This window comes from Sphingomonadaceae bacterium OTU29LAMAA1 (genome assembly GCA_024072375.1).
GTDB lineage: Bacteria > Pseudomonadota > Alphaproteobacteria > Sphingomonadales > Sphingomonadaceae > Sphingomonas.
Map to the genome: position 1 here is coordinate 3,209,321 of CP099617.1, position 16,767 is coordinate 3,226,087.

A 16,767-nucleotide genomic window follows, 5' to 3' on the forward strand; every position below is an offset into this window, starting at 1 on the left:
CGACAGCCCGTTTTCGTTCACAGTCTTGCGGCAGGAAATCATGACCCAGCTTTATGGCCGCCGATCGGCAACCGCAGCGATCCTCGCCATTCCCCTGTGTGCCGCACGCAGCCCGGCGCGGAGCCGGTCGATCCGCGAGGGCGGCGCCGTCGCGGATGGCGCGACGATCAACACGCGTGCGATCCAGTCCGTCATCGATGCGCTCGCCCGTAGCGGTGGCGGCACCGTCGTCGTGCCGCGCGGGGTGTTCGTCAGCGGGGCGTTGTTCCTCAAGCCCGGCGTCCACCTGCACCTCGACGCGGGCGCGGTGCTGCGCTGCACGACCGACATGACGCATTTCCCGCCACGGCGGACCCGGATCGAGGGCCATTTCGAGGAGAGTTTCACCCCGGCGCTGATCAACGCCGACCGATGCGACGGCCTGCGGATCACCGGTCAGGGGACGCTGGACGGCGCCGGGCGGCCGATCTGGGACCTGTTCTGGCGGTTGCGCAACGCCGCGCCGGACCCGGGAAACTTTCCCAACCTCGGCGTGCCCCGCGCGCGGCTGGCGCTGATCGAACGATCGCGGGGCGTGACGATCGAAGGCGTCACGTTCAAGGATTCGCAATTCTGGAACCTGCACCTGTACCGCTGTCGCGACGTCACGGTGCGACGCGCGCGGTTCGAGGTGCCGGACGATTACAAGCAGGCCCCCAGCAGCGACGGCATCGATCTCGACAGCTGTCAGGACGTGCTGATCGACGGCTGCGATTTCTCGGTGACCGACGATTGCATCGCGGCCAAGGGATCGAAGGGGCCGCGCGCGATGGAGGATGCCGACAGCCCGCCGGTCGAGCGCATCCGGGTGCGCAACTGCCTGTTCCGCCGCGGGCATCAGGTGTTCTCGTGCGGCAGCGAGGCGACGATCATCCGCAACGTATCGGTCGAGGATTGCCGGGTGACGGGCGCGATGGTGCTCGCCCGGCTGAAGCTGCGGCCGGACACGCCGCAGCGGTACGAGAATATCCGGTTCCGCAACATCACGCTGGACAGCGACGGCGGATCGATCGTCGCGGTCGAGCCGTGGACGCAATATCGCGACCGGTCCGGCGAACCGCCGCGCTCGACGGTCGATGGCCTGTCGTTCGTCGGCATCCGCGGCCGTTTCGGTGCGTTCGGCACGATCCGCCCCAATCCCGGCCAGACCGAGATCGGCAGCATCCTGTTCCGCGACGTGAACGTGCGGCTGACCCGCGACCGGCTGACGGCGACGGGCGTGCGCGATCTCCGCTTCGACCGGGTGATCGTCAACGGGCAGGTGCAGCGGAGTCCGGCCGCATGAGGCGGATCGCGCTGGTCCTGTCCACCGCCTTGCTCGCGGCGCCGACCATGGGGCAGGTGCGCAGCGACGGCGGAACGGCGTTGTGGCAGCGGTTCGAGACGCCGCCCGCCGACGCGCGACCGATGGTGCGCTGGTGGTGGTTCGGTCCGTCGGTCGACGATGCCGAACTGTCGCGCGAGATCGCCGCGATGAAGGCGGGCGGCTTCGGCGGGTTCGAGGTGCAGCCGACCTATCCGTTGGCGCTCGACGGCCAGTTCGCCGGCGTGCGCAATGCGCCCTATCTGTCGGACGGCTTCATCGCGTCGCTGCGCCACGCCGGCGTGCGGGCGCGGGCCGAGGGGATGCGCATCGATGTGACGATCGGCAGCGGCTGGCCGTTCGGCGGACCGCATGTGCCGGTCGACGAGGCCTCGTCCGCGCTGCGCCGGATGGTCGTGCCGGTGCCGGCAGGAGCCAACCGGATCGCCCTGCCGGCATGGGGGGCGGGGGAGACCCCCGTCGGCCTGTTCCTGGGCGACCGTCGTCTCGACGTCGCCGCGCCGACGATCGTGCCGGCGGCGATCGCACGGGAGGCGCTGCTGTTCGTCGCAGGCCGCACCGGGCAGCAGGTCAAGCGTCCGTCGCTGGGTGCGGAGGGTTTCGTCCTCGACCACGCCAACGGGAGCGCGGTGCGGCGCCATCTGACGCAGGTGGGCGACAGGCTGCTGACCGCCTTCGCCGGGGCCGCGCCGCCGACGGCGATGTTCTCGGACAGTCTGGAGGCCTATGGCGCCGGCTGGACCGACGACCTGCCCGCCGAGTTCCGCCGCCGCCGCGGATACGATCTGCTCGACCATCTGCCCGCGCTGTTCGACGACCGGCCAGATGGCGCGGATGTCCGCTACGACTGGGCGAAGACGCTCTCCGAACTGGTCGACGAGCGCTATCTGCGGCCGATCACCGAATGGGCGCATGCGCATGGCACCCGGTTCCGGGCGCAGGTCTATGGCTTCCCGCCGCCGACGCTGTCGAGCAATGCGCTGGTCGACCTGCCCGAGGGGGAGGGTGCCGACTGGCGGCGTTTCACCTCGACGCGCTGGGCGACGTCGGCGGCGCATCTGTACGACCGGGCGGTGGTGTCGTCGGAAACCTGGACGTGGCTGCATTCGCCGACATGGGCGGCGACCCCGCTCGACATGAAGGTCGAGGCCGACCGGCATTTCCTGCAGGGCGTGAACCAGCTCGTCGGCCATGGCTGGCCCTATTCGCCGCCCGGCATCGCCGAACCGGGCTGGGCGTTCTACGCCGCCGCGGCGCTCAGCGATCACAATCCGTGGTATCCGGCGATGCCTGCCGTCACCGGCTATCTGGCGCGGGTCAGCGCGATGCTGCGCGAGGGGACCGCCGATCCCGATGTCGCGATCTATGTGCCGACCGAGGATGCGTTCGCGGCAATGCGACCGGCGCGGGCGTCGCTGAACGAAGCGATCCGCGCGCGGCTGGACCCGATGCTGGTCGACCGGGTGCTCGACGCGGGGCGTGCCGTCGACTTCATCGACGGCGCGGCGGTGCTGGCCGGCAAGCTGCGTCATCGTACGCTGATCCTGCCGCAGATCGAGCGCATCGATCCCGCGGCGTACCGCGCCATCGCGGACTATGCGGCGCGGGGCGGCACGGTGATTGCCCTCGGCGCGCTGCCGAGCCGTGGCGTCGGGCTGCGGGAGGCAGCGGCGGGGAACCGGACCGTCGCGGCGGTATCGCGCGCGCTGTCGGGATCGATGCGCGTCGTCGCGCCCGAGGGGCTTTCGGGCGAACTGGCCGCGCATGCCACGGTGGCGCTGGCGCGGCCCGATCCGGCGCTTGGTTTCGTCCGCCGGCGGTTACCCGCGGGCGACCTGTATTTCGTGGCGAATACCGGTCCGGTCGCGATCGATACGACCGCCCGCTTCGTCGGGGACACCGGCAACGGGCAATGGTGGGACCCGGTGACCGGCGAGCGAAGCCCCACCGGAACCGGCGCCATCGCGTTGCGGCTGGCGCCCTATCAGTCGCGTATCCTGATCTTCGGCGACGGCGACATGCCTGCCGGTGCGGCATCCCGCGATCCCGGGACGATCGTCGTGCGCGACCTTTCGACCGGGTGGCGGACCAGCGTCGGCGCGCAGCTGCAACCGGGGCGGTCGTGGGACGGCGTCGCCGGACTGAAGGGCTATTCGGGGGCGATCACCTATACCCGCGAGGTCGATACGCCGAAGGCAGGAGGCGGGCGGCTGCTCCTCGATTTCGGCGAGGGCCGTCTGCGGGCGGGGGATGGCGGGGCGGATCGGCCGCGTGCGGCGATCGACGCGCCGGTACGCGATGCGGCGATCGTCCGGGTGAACGGCCAGACGGCGGGCACGGTGTGGACCGCACCGTGGCGGATCGACGTCACCCGCTGGCTGAAGCCGGGTCGCAATCGTGTGGAGGTGACGGTGATGAACACCGCGCTAAACGCGCTGGCGGCACGCCCCGCGCCCGACCGCCGGTTGCTGGTGGCACGCTATGGCGACCGTTTCCAGGATCAGGACCAGGACAAGATCGTAGCGCAGCCATCGGGACTGATGGGGCGGATCACGCTGCTGCGGTCGCGGTAGACGACGGAATATTCGGATGGGAGAGCGACGGTGACACGGATGAAGACCGCAACATTCATGATCGGCACGATGTCCTGTCTGGCCGCCGTGCAAGCCATACCGGCTGCGGCGAAGGTCGTCGGGATGAATCAGCCGGCGGAGAGCGTGACGGCGGAGAGGATCGCGGCACTGCCAGCCGCCCGGCGCGGGATCTGGACGGCTTATCTTGCGCGGTCGCAGGCGGCGATGCGGGTCGACAAGGCGGCACTCGCCGCCGAGCGCAAGCCGGGCGTTGCCGTTCCGGCGGCTCCGGCGACGGGCAATGGCGTGCTGACGATGCCGCTCGACCGGCCCGACGAATGGTATGCGGGTCCCGAAGCCCGCGCGGTCGCCGATACGATCGTGAGCTTTCAGACGCCGGCGGGTGGCTGGGGCAAGAACCAGCCGCGCGGGGCGGCGCGATTGCCGGGACAGGCCTATGTTTCCGACAATTCGAACGCGGCGGCGAAGCCCGGCGATTTCGATCCGACGCAAAGCTGGCACTACGTCGGCACGCTCGACAATGACGCGACCACGCACGAGATCCGGTTCCTCGCGAAGGTTGCGACGCGGCTGGGGCAGGGTGCGGCGGCACGACCGTATCGGGCCAGTGCCGAACGCGGCGTGCGGTATCTGCTCAACGCGCAATATCCCAACGGTGGGTGGCCGCAGGTCTGGCCGCTGGAGGGTGGATATCACGATGCGATCACGCTGAACGACAATGCGATGGCGCAGGTGCTCGGCCTGCTGACCGAGGTCGCCGATGGCAAGGGCGATTTCGCCTTGATGCCCGCTGCGACGCGATCGGATGCGCGTGCGGCGGCAGCGCGGGGCGTGGCATGCATCCTTGCGATGCAGGTGGTGCGGGACGGGCGACGGACGGGCTGGGGCCAGCAGCACGATGCCCTCACCCTCGCGATCACGTCGGCGCGCAATTACGAACCGGCTGCGCTCGCCGCGCCGGAGAGCGCGGCCGTCCTGCGCTATCTGATGGGATTGCCGCGCGGCAACCCGGCGGTCGAGACCGCGATCGTCGCCGCGGCGGACTGGCTGCGGGCCAGCGCGATCCATGGGCAGGCATGGCGCGACGCGAACGACGGTCTCGGCCGGCGGCTGATCGCCGATCCCGCCGCACCGCCGGTATGGGCGCGTTTCTATACCGTCGATGGCAACCAGCCGCTGTTCGGCGATCGGGACAAGACGCTGCACGACGATTATATGGAGCTGAGCACGGGTCGTCGCCGCGGCTATGCATGGTTCGGCACCGCGCCGGGTGCGGTGCTCGCCGCCTACGATGCGCGCGTGGGGAAACGATAGCGTTTCCCCACGCGCGGTCAGCGCGGCGCGTCCTCGATCGTCGCGCCGAGCAGGCCGATCACGACGTCGTTCGCGCGTGCGCGGATGGTGAGCGAGCGGAGCGACCGGCGCGGATCGAGCGGCAGGCCGAGCACGGTCGCCGCGCCCCCGTCGATCTCTTCGCCGGCACCGCCCGTGCGGACCCGTCCGGTCGCGAGGTCGACGCGCAGCGGCCGGGGGCCGGGTACGCGGAACTGATAATCGTCGATCAGATAGTCGCGTTCGATCGGCCACCATGTCGTCGGATTGTGCAAGGCCAGCCGCGCAGTACCGCCATCGGCATACGTGACGATCACCTCGCCATTGTCGATGCGGCTCTGCATCGGGTTGGTCGTACCCGTCATCAGCAGGCGCAGGAATCGTCCCTGCCCCGTCAGCGGCACGGTCGCGGCGTCGGGGTAGGCGTCCCACCGGGACACGAACACGGCGTTCGACCCTTCGCCCGGCGTACGGAAGCCGCCGCCGTCCGGGAGCCGGAACCAGCCGCCCGCAGCTTTGGCGGCACGACGCAACCCGCCGTCATCGATCCTGGCGGCGGCGTTCACATGCCCCGCCCATGCGCCCATACCCTGCGCGGGCAAGGCCAGCGAGACGAAGGGTGACCGCGGGCTACGGTATTTGCCGGCCTGAAAGATCGCGTCGATGCGATCGTTGAAGGCGTGCGAGAGGTCGACCGCGCGCTGCGGACCGACGGGCGCGCGGTCGACGACGACCGGCGGTGCGGGCTGCGCAACCGGCGCACCGGTCGGGGCCAGCCAGCGCATCGCACCCTGCCGCTTCGCCACCAGCTGCGTACCGCCTGCGGGCGCGGGTACGATCGCCTGCCCCGACCAGTGCACGACCACCTCCGCCGTCGATCCGAACGCGGTGTCGATCAGGATCGCGGGTGCGCCCACGGCGTCGGTATCGCGCTTCCACGCGGCCGGGCGGTCATTCACGCTTACCGCCGCGACGTCGTCCCGCCGCGCGACCAGCCGGAGCTGCACCTGCGCGAACCGCGTGCCGGTCTGCCGCAGCGTCCAGCGGTCGCGATCCCCCTCGCGGCGGAAGGCGATGCCGATGTCGGGGTGATGCAGTTCGGCGTGATCCCAGTCCGCCGGCAGGCCGGGGCGCACGGTCAGGCGGCGGGCGATCGCGTCGGGGGCGAGGCCGAACAATCCCTCCACGATGGTGCGCGCCATCACGCCCGATCCGTCGGCGAAATCGCGCTGCGCCTCGCGTCGGTAGACGTCGAGGTAGTTCAACGAACCGACGTTGCCGGGGCTGATCCCCATGTACATGCTGGCGAGCAGCGCAGCCTTGGCAAGCGTATAGGCCTGATCGGCGCGGCCGGCCTGCCACAGCGCCAGCGCGCTGTGCAGGTTCTCGCCCATCACCACGTTGTTGACCGACCAGCTATAGGGCATCCAGTCGCTCGAGGCGTAGACGGCGTACGGCCGGTCGGCGGGGACGCCGGGCCCCGCGACCGGGATCAGCGGCATGTCGCGTGTCACGGCATCCGCCATCCGCCAGGCTTCGTGCGTGGTGGGGACGCCCGAATCGACGACATGGTAGAAGCTCCACAGCCCGGCGCTCGGGTGCACCGCCCGCTCGCCCAGCCAGTCGCGATATTCGGCGAACCGGCCCTTGTCGGACAGCCACAGTTCGGCACGCATCGCCTGACCGATCAGCGCCGCCTCACGATCGTAGGGGGCAGGGTCCTCGCCCAGCGCCCGTGCGATCCGTGCCGCCTGCCGGTTGTGATAGAGGTTGTAGGCGGAAGCATAGGCGACGCCGCCGCCCGAATAATGGATGTCGTCGCTCGCCCAGATCTGCGCATAGGCTTCGTAGAGGGGCAGGCCGCGCGGGCCGAACGGCCGGCGGAACAGCCGACGCTGCCACGCCAGATGGCGCTGGATCGCGGGCCATGCCTCCCGTGCGAAGCCGATGTCGCCGGTCCAGGCGAGGTGGCGGAACAGCGCGTCGATGAAGACCGCGTTCATGTCGTAATGCGAATTGGACAGGTCACCGTTCGAATGCAGCGCGGTTTCGCTGCGCGCGAGATTGCTGGCCGCATCGGCGGGGGGCAGCGTCGCGGGCACGGGATCGACATTCTGGCGCGGCAGCCAAGCCCGGAAATTCGCCAGCGCACGATCGTGCCAGCCGAGCGCGTCGAGCGCATACGGACCGCGCCAGCCCAGCAGCTTCGTCCGCCACGCGACCGCCCCATGCATGATCGCGGACTGCGGACCGTCCCATACCGCGTCCGCGCCGACGTTGAGCGCACCGATGCTGGCGTCCAGCCACGGATCGGGCGTCGAGATTCGGACGCGCGCGCGCAGGGCCGCGAAATGCGCGCGCGCCGCATCGAACGCCGCGGGCAGGGCGGTTGCGGCATAGGCCGTCGCGAGCGGCGGCAAGGGCGGCGCGGCGCGACGGTCGGCGCTGACCGCGGCGTAGGTCGCGAGGTCGGCGTTCGTCTTCGGCGCATAGGCGGTGCGCTGGAGCAGCAGATGCGCATCGCCGTCGAGGGCGAGCGTGCCGATCGCGATGGGCCGGGCCGGGATTGCTCCGGCGCGCCGCGACGCGAACAAGGCCGCCGGATCGTCCCACCCCGTGGCATCGGCGATGCCGGTGATCGCGCCGTTGCGCACGGTGCCGGTGATCGTGCCGGGGGGACCGGCGATAGCGAAACGGTCGTGTCCCGCGAGCGTGACGGCGTTGCGCTCGGCCAGCGCCGGGCGGAACCCGAACCATTCGCTGATCGGCACCTTTTCCGTGCCGATGTCGCCGTCGCGCTTGCCACGCTGGCCATTCACCCCGCCGAACGACCACATCAATGCGGTTCCGGGGGCGATGCCGGCCCCGCGCGCCCGTACCGCCACGCCCTCCGTCGCCGCGAGCGCGACGACCGTCAGTTCGATCGTGCCGCCGAGCCGGGGATCGGCGATGCGATAGTCGAGCTCGCCGGGCCGATAGCGCGTCGTGATCGAGCGGGCGTCGTGCAGCCACCAGCTCTTCCCGTCGCGGCCCCGCACCGCAAAGCGGAGATTGCCGCCGCGGCCCGGCAGGTAGAGCACGAACTCCGGCCGGTCGCCGCCATCGACCCGGAATGCGGTGTTGCCGCCGTACAACGGACGGTTGAAACGTTCGGTCCCGTTCTCGATGACGAAGGCATCGCCGTCGGGCCGGTAGCGGATCGGGCGGTCGAGCCGGCCCTTCAGATTGGGCTGGACACCCTCGGTCGCGACCAGCGTCTGCGCCGCCACCATCGGCGACCACGCCAGCACCATCATGGTCGCGCCGAGGAGCGAGTGCCGCAAACGAGGCAGGCGGGTCGACATCGTCACCTCAGCCGCCGCGAACCGTGGCACCGGTGCGGCTTTGCCATGCCGGATAGGCGGCGATGACGCGCGCAGGCATGGCGACCCACCAGCTGTAACCGTTGCGTCGCCCCGGCGAGAGGTCGTTGACGTCGTCATGGATCGACTTGTCCTTGTCACCGAAGATCGGCCGACCGGTAACCAGATCGTAGTTGCGCGACCACAGGGGCCCGGCGCCGGGACGGGGGATCAGCTTGCGTCCTTCCGATCCGACCCTGGTGAAGGCGACGTCGTGCAACGCCGTGGCCTTCAGCCAGGCGACCCCCGCATCGATCGCTGCACGGACCGCGGGCGATGGCTTTGGCTCGCGCATCAGGAACATAAGGATGTCGGTCGTTTCCCCGCTGGCGATCGACCGGGGTTCGTAGTTGCGTGCGGAGATCGGCGCGAGCGTCAACGCATCGACCTGTTGCGGCCAGCCGGTCAGCCGTCCGTCCACGCGGACCTGCGCCCGCAGGATCATCGCGGTCACGCGCGTTGCGGCAGAACGGGCGCGGGCACGCAGACCGGCAGGCACGAAACGATAGCCGTCCGCTTCGCCGACCTCCTCCAGCAGCATCGCGACCTGTGCGACGGCATTGTCGTTGAAGGTGATGCCGTCGTGAAAGCCGCCTTCCAGCGGCCAGACCTGCGGCCAGCCGCCGTTGGGATATTGCGCGTTCAGCAGATATCGCACGCCCTTGACGGCGCTGGCGCGATACCGGTCGCCGTCGGAGCCGGGCAGGGCCGCCGCCAGCCGCGCGAGGAAGCGTATCTCCGTGGTGGTGGCGCCGTTGTCGATGGTGCCGACGAAGGTCCAGAACCGGTCTGCCGGCGCATCGAAATTGCCGGTGCCGACCTCCATCGTCTCGGCATCGTTGGCATAGCGTTGGCCGCGCAGTCGCGGTGCACCGCCGCGGTCCTGATTCTTGCTCCATCCCCCCGCGGGCGTCTGGAAACTGACCACGGTATCACCGATCCGTCGCGCCTCCGCCGTCGCATACCAGCCGGCATCGGCGTCCAGCCGCGCCTTCTTCTGTCCGCCGCCCACGGCCATGGGCGGTGGCGGCGGCGTTTCGCCGCGCCGCAATTCGGCGGCCAGCGTGCGACGATCGATCGCCATCTGCGCGTCCGACCGGTTGCGATAGGCGCGCCAGACCCGTTGCTCCGCTGCCGGCAGACGAGCGATCCGCTCACGCGTCGGCGATGTCGCCGGCACGTTCGTGCCGATCACCTTCGCATCCGCCCCCGGCGATATCGCGGCGACCAGTATCGCCATGAGCGTCGTCGTCATCATCCGGTGCATGATCATTTCCCGTCTCGTACGCTACCGTCCTTGGCCGTCCACCGGGCGAAGGCGGCGATGACCACGAACGCGGCGGCGGGGATGAGCATCGCCGCCGTGATTCCTGCGCGATCGGACAGCCAGCCGATCGCCGCGGTCAGCAGGGCGCCGCCAATGATCGCCATGATCAGCAGCGACGATCCGGCACGGCGCAACGGCCCCAGACCCTCGACACCCAGCGCGAAGATCGTCGGGAACTGGATCGACATGAAGAAGCTGGTGCCGACGAGCGCGTACAGGCCGAACCGGCCCCCGACGGTCGCGGCCAGGATCGTCAGGATTGCCGCGATGCCGGCGAATACCGCGAGGATCGTTGCCGGGCGCACCCTCGCCATCGCGATGGTGCCGGCAAAGCGGCCGGCGGCGAACAGCACCAGCGATACGAACAGTGCATCCGCCGCCTCTCGCTCGCCGATACCGGGGATGTTCGCCTGCGCGTAGCGGATGGTGAAGCTCCACAGGCCCACTTGCGCACCGACGTAGAGCAACTGCGCCGCTGCCGCGAAGATCAGGCGAGGACGGCGCGCGGCGGCCCGGATGCCCGACCACGACGCCACTGCCGGCGCGCCCGGATCGCCCGGCGGAAAGCGCAGGCAGGCCGCCACGGCCGCAAACGCCAGCACGATGCACCCGATCAGCAGATAGGGGGCCTGCACCGCGCGGACCTCCATGCCGTAATAGGCGAGCCGCTCCGCCGCCGTCATGGCACCCAGCGTGGCCTCGTCATGCTCGATGCCCGACAGGATGAAGTTGCGGCCGATCAGGATGCCCGTGATCGCGCCGACCGGGTTGGCGGCCTGCGCCCAGTTCAGCCGCCGCGCCGCAGCGGCGGGATCGCCGAGTTCGGTCATCAACGGATTCGCCGCCGTCTCCAGAAACGCGAGGCCCGACGCGATCACGAACAGCGCCAGCAGGAACAGCGCATACAGGCTGCCCTCCGCCGCCGGATAGAACAGCAATGCGCCGCAGCCGTAGAGGATCAGGCCGGTGACGATCGCCGCCTTGTACCCGCGCGCGCTCATCAGCATCGCTGCGGGGATCGCGAACAGGAAATAGCCGAAATAGAATACTTGCTGGACGAAGCTGGTGCCGAAATCCGACAGCGCGAACGCCTTCCTGAACTGCGCGATCAGGATGTCGTTGAGGTTGTTCGCCATCCCCCACAGGAAGAACAGGCTGACCGTCAGCACGATGGCGGCGGTGTAGCGCGGTTTGGTCTGTCCGGCGGTCACGGTCGGCATGGCGTGGGTCCTAGCTGAGAGCGCGATCGAGGTGGACGTAGCCGCCGTCGGGGACGATCCATTGCCCGGTGGTGTGCGTGGCGCGGTCCGACAGCAGGAAGACGACCGTGTCGGCGATCTCGCGATCGGTCGTCATGCGATGGCCGAGCGGGATGCGCGCGGCGATCCGGTCCAGCTGTGCGTCGGGATCGTCCGTCGTCTCGATCCAGCGGCGGTACAGCGGTGTCATCACCTCCGCCGGCAGCACGGCGTTGACGCGGATGCCGTCCTTCGCCAGCGCCGCCGCCCATTCCCGTGTCAGCCCGAGTTGCGCCGCCTTGGCTGCGGCATAGCCGCTGGTGCCGCCCTGTCCGGTCAGTGCGACCTTGGACGAGATGTTGACGATCGACCCGCGCGCCGTCCGCAGATGCGGCAGGCAATGATGCGCCATGCCGTAATAATGAAACAGGTTCGCCCGCAGCGAGGCGGCGAAGGCATCCACCCCGGCGTCCAGCCCGACACTGTCGTTAGCGCCGGCGTTGTTGACCAGAGCATGGATGTGGCCGAACCGGTCGACGACCTGCGCCACCGCGCGGGCGCAGGCGTCGTCGTCGGCAAGGTCGACCTGAACGAACAGCGACTGCGGTTGCAGCGTCGCCAGCCCGGCGGCGAATTCGTTGTCGAGGGGACTGCGACCGAGGATGACCGGGATCGCGCCCTCTTCGGCCAGCACGGTCGATATCGCACCGCCGATCCCCGATCCGCCGCCGGTCACGACGACGACCCTGTCCGCCAACCCCAGCTTCATGCCGCGACGGGGGGCACGAAGCGATAGCGGTCGAGCGAGGCGGGCTTCATCTCGATCGAGAATCCCGGTCGCGTCGGCGGCATGTAGGCGGCGTTCCGGACCACGCAGGGATCGACGAAATGCTCATGCAGATGATCGACATATTCCGCCACGCGTCCCTCCATCGTGCCCGAGACCACGACATAGTCGATCATCGAGAGATGCTGGACATATTCGCACAGGCCGACCCCGCCGGCGTGCGGACAGACCGGCAGGTCGTATTTCGCGGCGAGCAGCAGCACCGCCAGCACCTCGTTGACGCCGCCCAGCCGGCAGGCGTCGATCTGGACCACGTCGATCGCGCCCGCAGCCATGAACTGTTTGAACATGATGCGGTTCTGGCACATCTCACCGGTGGCGACCTTGACCTCGCCGATGCCGCGGCGGATCGCGGCATGCCCCAGCACGTCGTCGGGGCTGGTCGGTTCCTCGATGAACCACGGATCGGCGAAGGCGAGCGCGCGGACCCAGTCGATCGCCTCGGACACCTCCCAGATCTGGTTGGCATCGATCATCAGCCGCACGTCCGGACCCGCCGCCTCTCGCGCGATCCTGAGGCGCCGGATATCGTCGTCCAGATCGCGACCGACCTTCAGCTTGACGTGGCGGAAGCCGGCATCGACGGCTTCGCGCACCAGCCGCCGCAGCTTGTCGTCGTCATAGCCGAGCCATCCCGCGGATGTCGTGTAGCAGGGATAGCCCTGCGCCTCGATCGTCGCGATCCGATCCGCCTTGCCGTCCGCTTTCGTACGCAGCAGCGCCAGGGCGTCGTCAGGCGTCAGGCAGTCGGTCAGATAGCGGAAATCGATCGCGCGCACGAACTCCTCGGGTGTGAAATCGGCGACCAGCCGCCACAGCGGCTTGCCCGCATGCCTGGCCCACAGGTCCCAGACCGCGTTGACGACGGCACCCGTCGCCAGATGCATTGCGCCCTTGTCGGGGCCGATCCAGCGCAACTGGCTGTCGGCGGTGACATGCCGCCAGAAACGGCCCGGATCGGCGATGATCCAGTCGAGGTCCAGCCCGACGACAAGATGGCGCATCGCCTCGATCGCGGCGACGCAGATGTCGTTGCCGCGGCCGATGGTGAAGGTCAGCCCATGCCCCTCCAGCCCCGGGCGGTCGGTCTCCAGCACCACATAGGCGGCGGAATAATCGGGGTCGGGATTCATCGCATCCGATCCGTCGAGCGACTGGCTCGTCGGGAACCGGATGTCCTGCGTCCGCAATGCCGTGATCCGCGTCAAAACAGGCTCCATCCGCCGTCGATTACCGCGGTGGTGCCGGTGGTGAAGGCGCTTTCGTCGGATGCGAGGTGCACGGCCAGTGCGGCGATCTCGTCGACGCGTCCCAGCCGGCCGACAGGCTGGCGTGCGGCGAAGGCGGCATGCGCCTCCGCGACGCTCGACCCGTCGCGGTCGGCGCGTTCGCGCACACGCGCCAGCAGCGACGGCGTTTCGACCGTGCCGGGGCAGATCGCATTGCAGCGGACGCCGTCGCCGACGAAGTCCGCTGCCACCGCCTTGGTCATGCCGATGACCGCCGCCTTGGTCGTGCCATAGGCGAAGCGGTCGGGCACGCCGATGATCGACGATGCGACCGAGGCGATGTTGACGATCGAACCCTGCCGCTGCGCGATCATCGCCGGCAGACAGGCACGGATCGTCCGGAACATCGCCGTCACGTTCAGCGCGAAGCTCGTGTCCCAGTCGTCGAACGTGCAGTCGAGCGCGCTGCCGGCGTGGACGATCCCCGCCGCATTCACCAGCACGTCGATCGCACCCGTCCGTTCGGGTAACCGGTCGATCGCCGCGTGATCGAGCAGGTCGAGAACGATCGGGTGCGCCGCGTCACCGAGCAGCGCGGCGTCGCGATCCAGCGCGAACACGGTCGCACCTTCACGTTCGAATGCCGCGACGATCGCATGCCCGATTCCCTGACCCGCCGCCGTGACGAGCACGCGCTTGCCCTCCAGTCGTCCGCCCATCCGCTCCTGCATTCTTTCTGAAACTATGTTTTACAGGTGGAAGCTAGCTGGATGGCGGGGGCTAGGCAAGAACGCTTTTCAACCCGTCGCTGTCGTGAGAAACCGCGAATATGACCGAGAAGAGCACAAAGTCGCGCAGCGCCTATGCCGCGCCCGCACTGGAACGAGGCTTCGACATCCTCGAATTGCTGGCGACCATGCCTGCCGGTCTGACGATCAGCGAGATCGCGCAGCAGCTTGGACGATCGATGAGCGAGGTGTTCCGCGTGACGATCGTGATGGAGCGGCGCGGCTGGCTGCGGAAGGACCCGCAGTCCGATCATTACAGCGTCTCCTACTGGATGCTGGATGTCGCCTATCGCGCGACGCCGGCACGATCGCTGGCCACGGTTGCCGCGCCGGTCATGCAGTCGCTGGTCTCGGCGACCAACCAGTCCTGCCATCTGGTCGTCCGGGCGGAGGCGCGCGGGCTGGTCGTCCAGCGGATCGAGAACCTGGGTCCGGCGGGGTTCGCGATGCGCGCCGGCGCCGTGATCGATCTCGTCACCAGTTGTTCGGGGCATGTGCTGCTGGCCTTCGCCGACGACGCGCAACGCGATGCCATCATCGCCGCCCAGCCGGCGGACGCAGCCGCCGCGATACGCAAGCTGCGACCGCATCTGGCGGTCGTGCGGGCGCAGGGATACGAGATGAGTCCCAGCGCGCGCGCGTCCGGCGTCACCGATATCAGCGTGCCGATCTTCGCCTTCGGCGGTGCGATCACCGCGGCGTTGACGGTGCCCTATCTCGAGATGATCGACGGCTCCCAACGCACCGATCTGGTGGCGACGCGCGAGATGCTGATGGCGGCCGGCGCGGCGATCTCGGAGTCGCTGGGTGCATCCTCCGGACCGCGTCGTCCCGACTGAGTGTCCCGACCGCTGACGGGAAACCCGGGATAACGCCCGTCAGGCGGCGGCAAAGCGGCGATTGTACAAGGCGGCCGCGGCGGGCATGGTCGCGGCAGGATGCCTCAGGGGAATAAAACAACATGAACCGCCTGCTCACCGCGTTTACCTGCATCGCCACGCTCGGGGCCACGGCCGTCGTCGCGCAGACGGTCGCACCGTCGAAGGAGATCGCCGCCGCTGTCCAGTTGCCGACGCGGACCCCGGCGAACCAGGCGCGCGATGCCTATCGTCACCCGGCGCAGACATTGGCCTTCTTCGGCGTGAAGCCGACGCAGACCGTCGTCGAGTTCCTGCCGGCCGGCGGCTGGTATGCCGAAATCCTCGCGCCACTGGTGAAGGGTCGCGGGCATTACGTCGCATTGGTGCCGACCACCCAGGCCGAGCGTACCCGCACCGCGTTCGCCGACAAGGCATCCGTCTATGGTCCGACGCAGGTCGCCACGATCGACTTCAAGACGGGGGCATCGTCGATCCCGGCCGGCAGCGCGGACGTGGTGCTGACGTTCCGCAACGTCCACAACCTGCTGATGCAGGACGATCCCGCGGTGGCGGAGCGTGTTTTCAAGGCGTTCTATGCGGCGTTGAAGCCGGGTGGCGTGCTGGGTGTCGTCGACCATCGCCTGCCCGAACAGATGGATTCGGCGCGCGAGAAGACGAGCGGTTACATCAAGCGGTCGACGATCGTCCGGCTGGCGCAGGCGGCGGGTTTCCGGCTTGCCGGCGAATCCGCGATCAACGCGAATCCCAAGGATACGCACGACCATCCGGAAGGCGTCTGGACGCTGCCCCCGACATACCGGCTGAAGGACGTCGATCGTGCGAAATACGCCGCGATCGGCGAAAGTGACCGCATCACGATCAGGTTCGTGAAAGCGCGCTGATCGTTTCAGGACGGGAGCGTTCCGTAACCGCTCGCTCCCGGCCATCTACGCCGACGGCTATTCCAGATCGTTCTCGCTGATGACGACCACTGTCTGGTCGGGATTGCGGGCAAGCGCGCTCAGGCCGGCCTCGGCGATCTCGTCGGAAAAGCGGTTGAACATCTCGATAGCGTCGTCGTCCTCGGGCGCATCGCCGCTCAGGGCTTCCAGCACGTCGTAATGGACGGCGAACTGCACCTCGTCCGCATCGACCTCTCCGGAAAATTCCACCTGCCGTTCGGTGGGATTGTCCTGAACGGACGCGATGTCGATATCGAGCTTGTCGGCAGCCATGGTAACCTTTCAGATCTGTCGGCCCGTGTCGCCGGACCGATCGCCATAGCGCCGGACGTTCTTCAATGTTCCCTGCCGGTCGTCACACGGAGGCGATCACGCTCCCCATTCCGGACCGTCGTCATCCGGATAGAAGCCGTGTGGGTCGGCGTCTGCCCGGCGCGATCGACCCGACGGCGACGAGGACGCCTCCGGCGGACGGTCCGGCAGCGTCGGAGCATCGCCGCCGAATCGCACCCGCACGAATGCCGACCCGCCGTCCAGTGCCTGGAAGATCGCCCTCACCGATTCGCCGCGGGCGATCCGCGCGCCGATATAGGGCGCCCGCTCGGCCGTGACGTAGCCGATCTGCACGCCGCGCGGCCCGACCACGGCGATCGCATGACTGTCGTGCCTGTTCTTCGGCTCCGGCACCAGCTCGACCGGTTCGCCGGGCAGCGTCATCATGATCTCGGACCGGCGATTGCTGCCGTTCCCGTTCGGGAAGTCGATGCCGACGATGGCGAGGGTCAGTTCCTGCATGCCCGTCCTCCATACTCTTGCGGCCCGGCGT

The 16,767-nt window shown here is 69.0% G+C and carries 13 protein-coding genes; 5 read left to right on the plus strand and 8 right to left on the minus strand.

Annotation, left to right across the window (positions count from 1 at the left end; translation table 11 throughout):
• The first annotated feature begins 40 nt into the window (after nt 1-40).
• The 3 genes from NF699_15405 to pelA (NF699_15415) are packed head-to-tail and all read left to right on the plus strand — an operon-like array spanning nt 41 to nt 5,271.
• Nucleotides 41-1,324: a glycosyl hydrolase family 28 protein gene (locus NF699_15405; GenBank protein ID USU04416.1), complete on the plus strand. Its 1,284-nt coding sequence runs from the start codon at nt 41-43 to the stop codon at nt 1,322-1,324.
• The gene (locus tag NF699_15410) at nt 1,321-3,936 is read left to right on the plus strand and encodes a hypothetical protein (protein USU04417.1); all 2,616 of its coding nucleotides are present in this window, start codon (nt 1,321-1,323) and stop codon (nt 3,934-3,936) included. Before NF699_15405 ends, NF699_15410 begins: the two co-directional genes overlap by 4 nt.
• Nucleotides 3,937-3,975: 39 nt before the next feature.
• Nucleotides 3,976-5,271: a pectate lyase gene (pelA, locus tag NF699_15415; protein ID USU04418.1), complete on the plus strand. Its 1,296-nt coding sequence runs from the start codon at nt 3,976-3,978 to the stop codon at nt 5,269-5,271.
• 17 nt (nt 5,272-5,288) lie between these two features.
• Here pelA (NF699_15415) and NF699_15420 read toward each other — a convergent pair whose 3' ends face one another.
• Genes NF699_15420 through NF699_15445 form a run of 6 tightly spaced genes read right to left on the minus strand, consistent with a single transcriptional unit; the run spans nt 5,289 to nt 14,062 of the window.
• Nucleotides 5,289-8,663: a DUF4450 domain-containing protein gene (locus NF699_15420; GenBank protein USU04419.1), complete on the minus strand. Its 3,375-nt coding sequence runs from the start codon at nt 8,661-8,663 to the stop codon at nt 5,289-5,291.
• A complete protein-coding gene (gene pelA, locus NF699_15425; protein ID USU04420.1) occupies nt 8,641-9,957 on the minus strand; it encodes a pectate lyase in 1,317 nt (438 codons plus the stop codon). The genes NF699_15420 and pelA (NF699_15425) overlap by 23 nt, the downstream gene beginning before the upstream one ends.
• A gap of 2 nt (nt 9,958-9,959) precedes the next feature.
• Nucleotides 9,960-11,237: an L-fucose:H+ symporter permease gene (gene fucP / locus NF699_15430; GenBank protein ID USU04421.1), complete on the minus strand. Its 1,278-nt coding sequence runs from the start codon at nt 11,235-11,237 to the stop codon at nt 9,960-9,962.
• A gap of 10 nt (nt 11,238-11,247) precedes the next feature.
• On the minus strand, nt 11,248-12,024 hold the full coding sequence (locus NF699_15435; protein USU04422.1) for an SDR family oxidoreductase: 777 nt from the start codon (nt 12,022-12,024) through the stop codon (nt 11,248-11,250).
• Nucleotides 12,021-13,310 carry an L-fuconate dehydratase gene (locus NF699_15440; GenBank protein ID USU04423.1) on the minus strand — a complete coding sequence of 430 codons (1,290 nt, stop codon included), beginning with the start codon at nt 13,308-13,310 and terminating at the stop codon, nt 12,021-12,023. The genes NF699_15435 and NF699_15440 overlap by 4 nt, the downstream gene beginning before the upstream one ends.
• Complete coding sequence (locus tag NF699_15445) at nt 13,307-14,062, minus strand: SDR family oxidoreductase (protein ID USU04424.1); 756 nt, start codon at nt 14,060-14,062, stop codon at nt 13,307-13,309. The genes NF699_15440 and NF699_15445 overlap by 4 nt, the downstream gene beginning before the upstream one ends.
• 98 nt (nt 14,063-14,160) lie before the next feature.
• Between NF699_15445 and NF699_15450 the strand changes: the two genes are divergently transcribed.
• Nucleotides 14,161-14,958, plus strand: coding sequence for an IclR family transcriptional regulator (locus NF699_15450; GenBank protein USU04425.1), 798 nt, complete (start codon nt 14,161-14,163; stop codon nt 14,956-14,958).
• Between the two features lie 122 nt (nt 14,959-15,080).
• Nucleotides 15,081-15,881 (plus strand): methyltransferase, encoded by an 801-nt coding sequence (locus tag NF699_15455; GenBank protein ID USU04426.1) that lies wholly within the window; start codon nt 15,081-15,083, stop codon nt 15,879-15,881.
• A 57-nt stretch (nt 15,882-15,938) separates the two neighbouring features.
• On the opposite strand, the gene NF699_15460 is transcribed toward NF699_15455, so the two are convergent.
• A complete protein-coding gene (locus NF699_15460) occupies nt 15,939-16,214 on the minus strand; it encodes a DUF1488 family protein (GenBank protein USU04427.1) in 276 nt (91 codons plus the stop codon).
• Nucleotides 16,215-16,310: 96 nt separating this feature from the next.
• Nucleotides 16,311-16,736, minus strand: coding sequence for an HIRAN domain-containing protein (locus NF699_15465; protein ID USU04428.1), 426 nt, complete (start codon nt 16,734-16,736; stop codon nt 16,311-16,313).
• Nucleotides 16,737-16,767 lie beyond the last annotated feature (31 nt).

Bases quoted from the DNA above. Each gene is read 5' to 3' on its own strand.
- pelA (USU04418.1), top strand. From the start codon at position 3,976: ATGAAGACCGCAACATTCATGATCGGCACGATGTCCTGTCTGGCCGCC.
- NF699_15410 (USU04417.1), top strand. From the start codon at position 1,321: ATGAGGCGGATCGCGCTGGTCCTGTCCACCGCCTTGCTCGCGGCGCCG.
- NF699_15460 (USU04427.1), bottom strand. From the start codon at position 16,214: ATGGCTGCCGACAAGCTCGATATCGACATCGCGTCCGTTCAGGACAAT.
- NF699_15405 (USU04416.1), top strand. From the start codon at position 41: ATGACCCAGCTTTATGGCCGCCGATCGGCAACCGCAGCGATCCTCGCC.
- fucP (USU04421.1), bottom strand. From the start codon at position 11,237: ATGCCGACCGTGACCGCCGGACAGACCAAACCGCGCTACACCGCCGCC.
- NF699_15445 (USU04424.1), bottom strand. From the start codon at position 14,062: ATGCAGGAGCGGATGGGCGGACGACTGGAGGGCAAGCGCGTGCTCGTC.
- NF699_15465 (USU04428.1), bottom strand. From the start codon at position 16,736: ATGCAGGAACTGACCCTCGCCATCGTCGGCATCGACTTCCCGAACGGG.
- NF699_15450 (USU04425.1), top strand. From the start codon at position 14,161: ATGACCGAGAAGAGCACAAAGTCGCGCAGCGCCTATGCCGCGCCCGCA.
- pelA (USU04420.1), bottom strand. From the start codon at position 9,957: ATGCACCGGATGATGACGACGACGCTCATGGCGATACTGGTCGCCGCG.
- NF699_15455 (USU04426.1), top strand. From the start codon at position 15,081: ATGAACCGCCTGCTCACCGCGTTTACCTGCATCGCCACGCTCGGGGCC.
- NF699_15435 (USU04422.1), bottom strand. From the start codon at position 12,024: ATGAAGCTGGGGTTGGCGGACAGGGTCGTCGTCGTGACCGGCGGCGGA.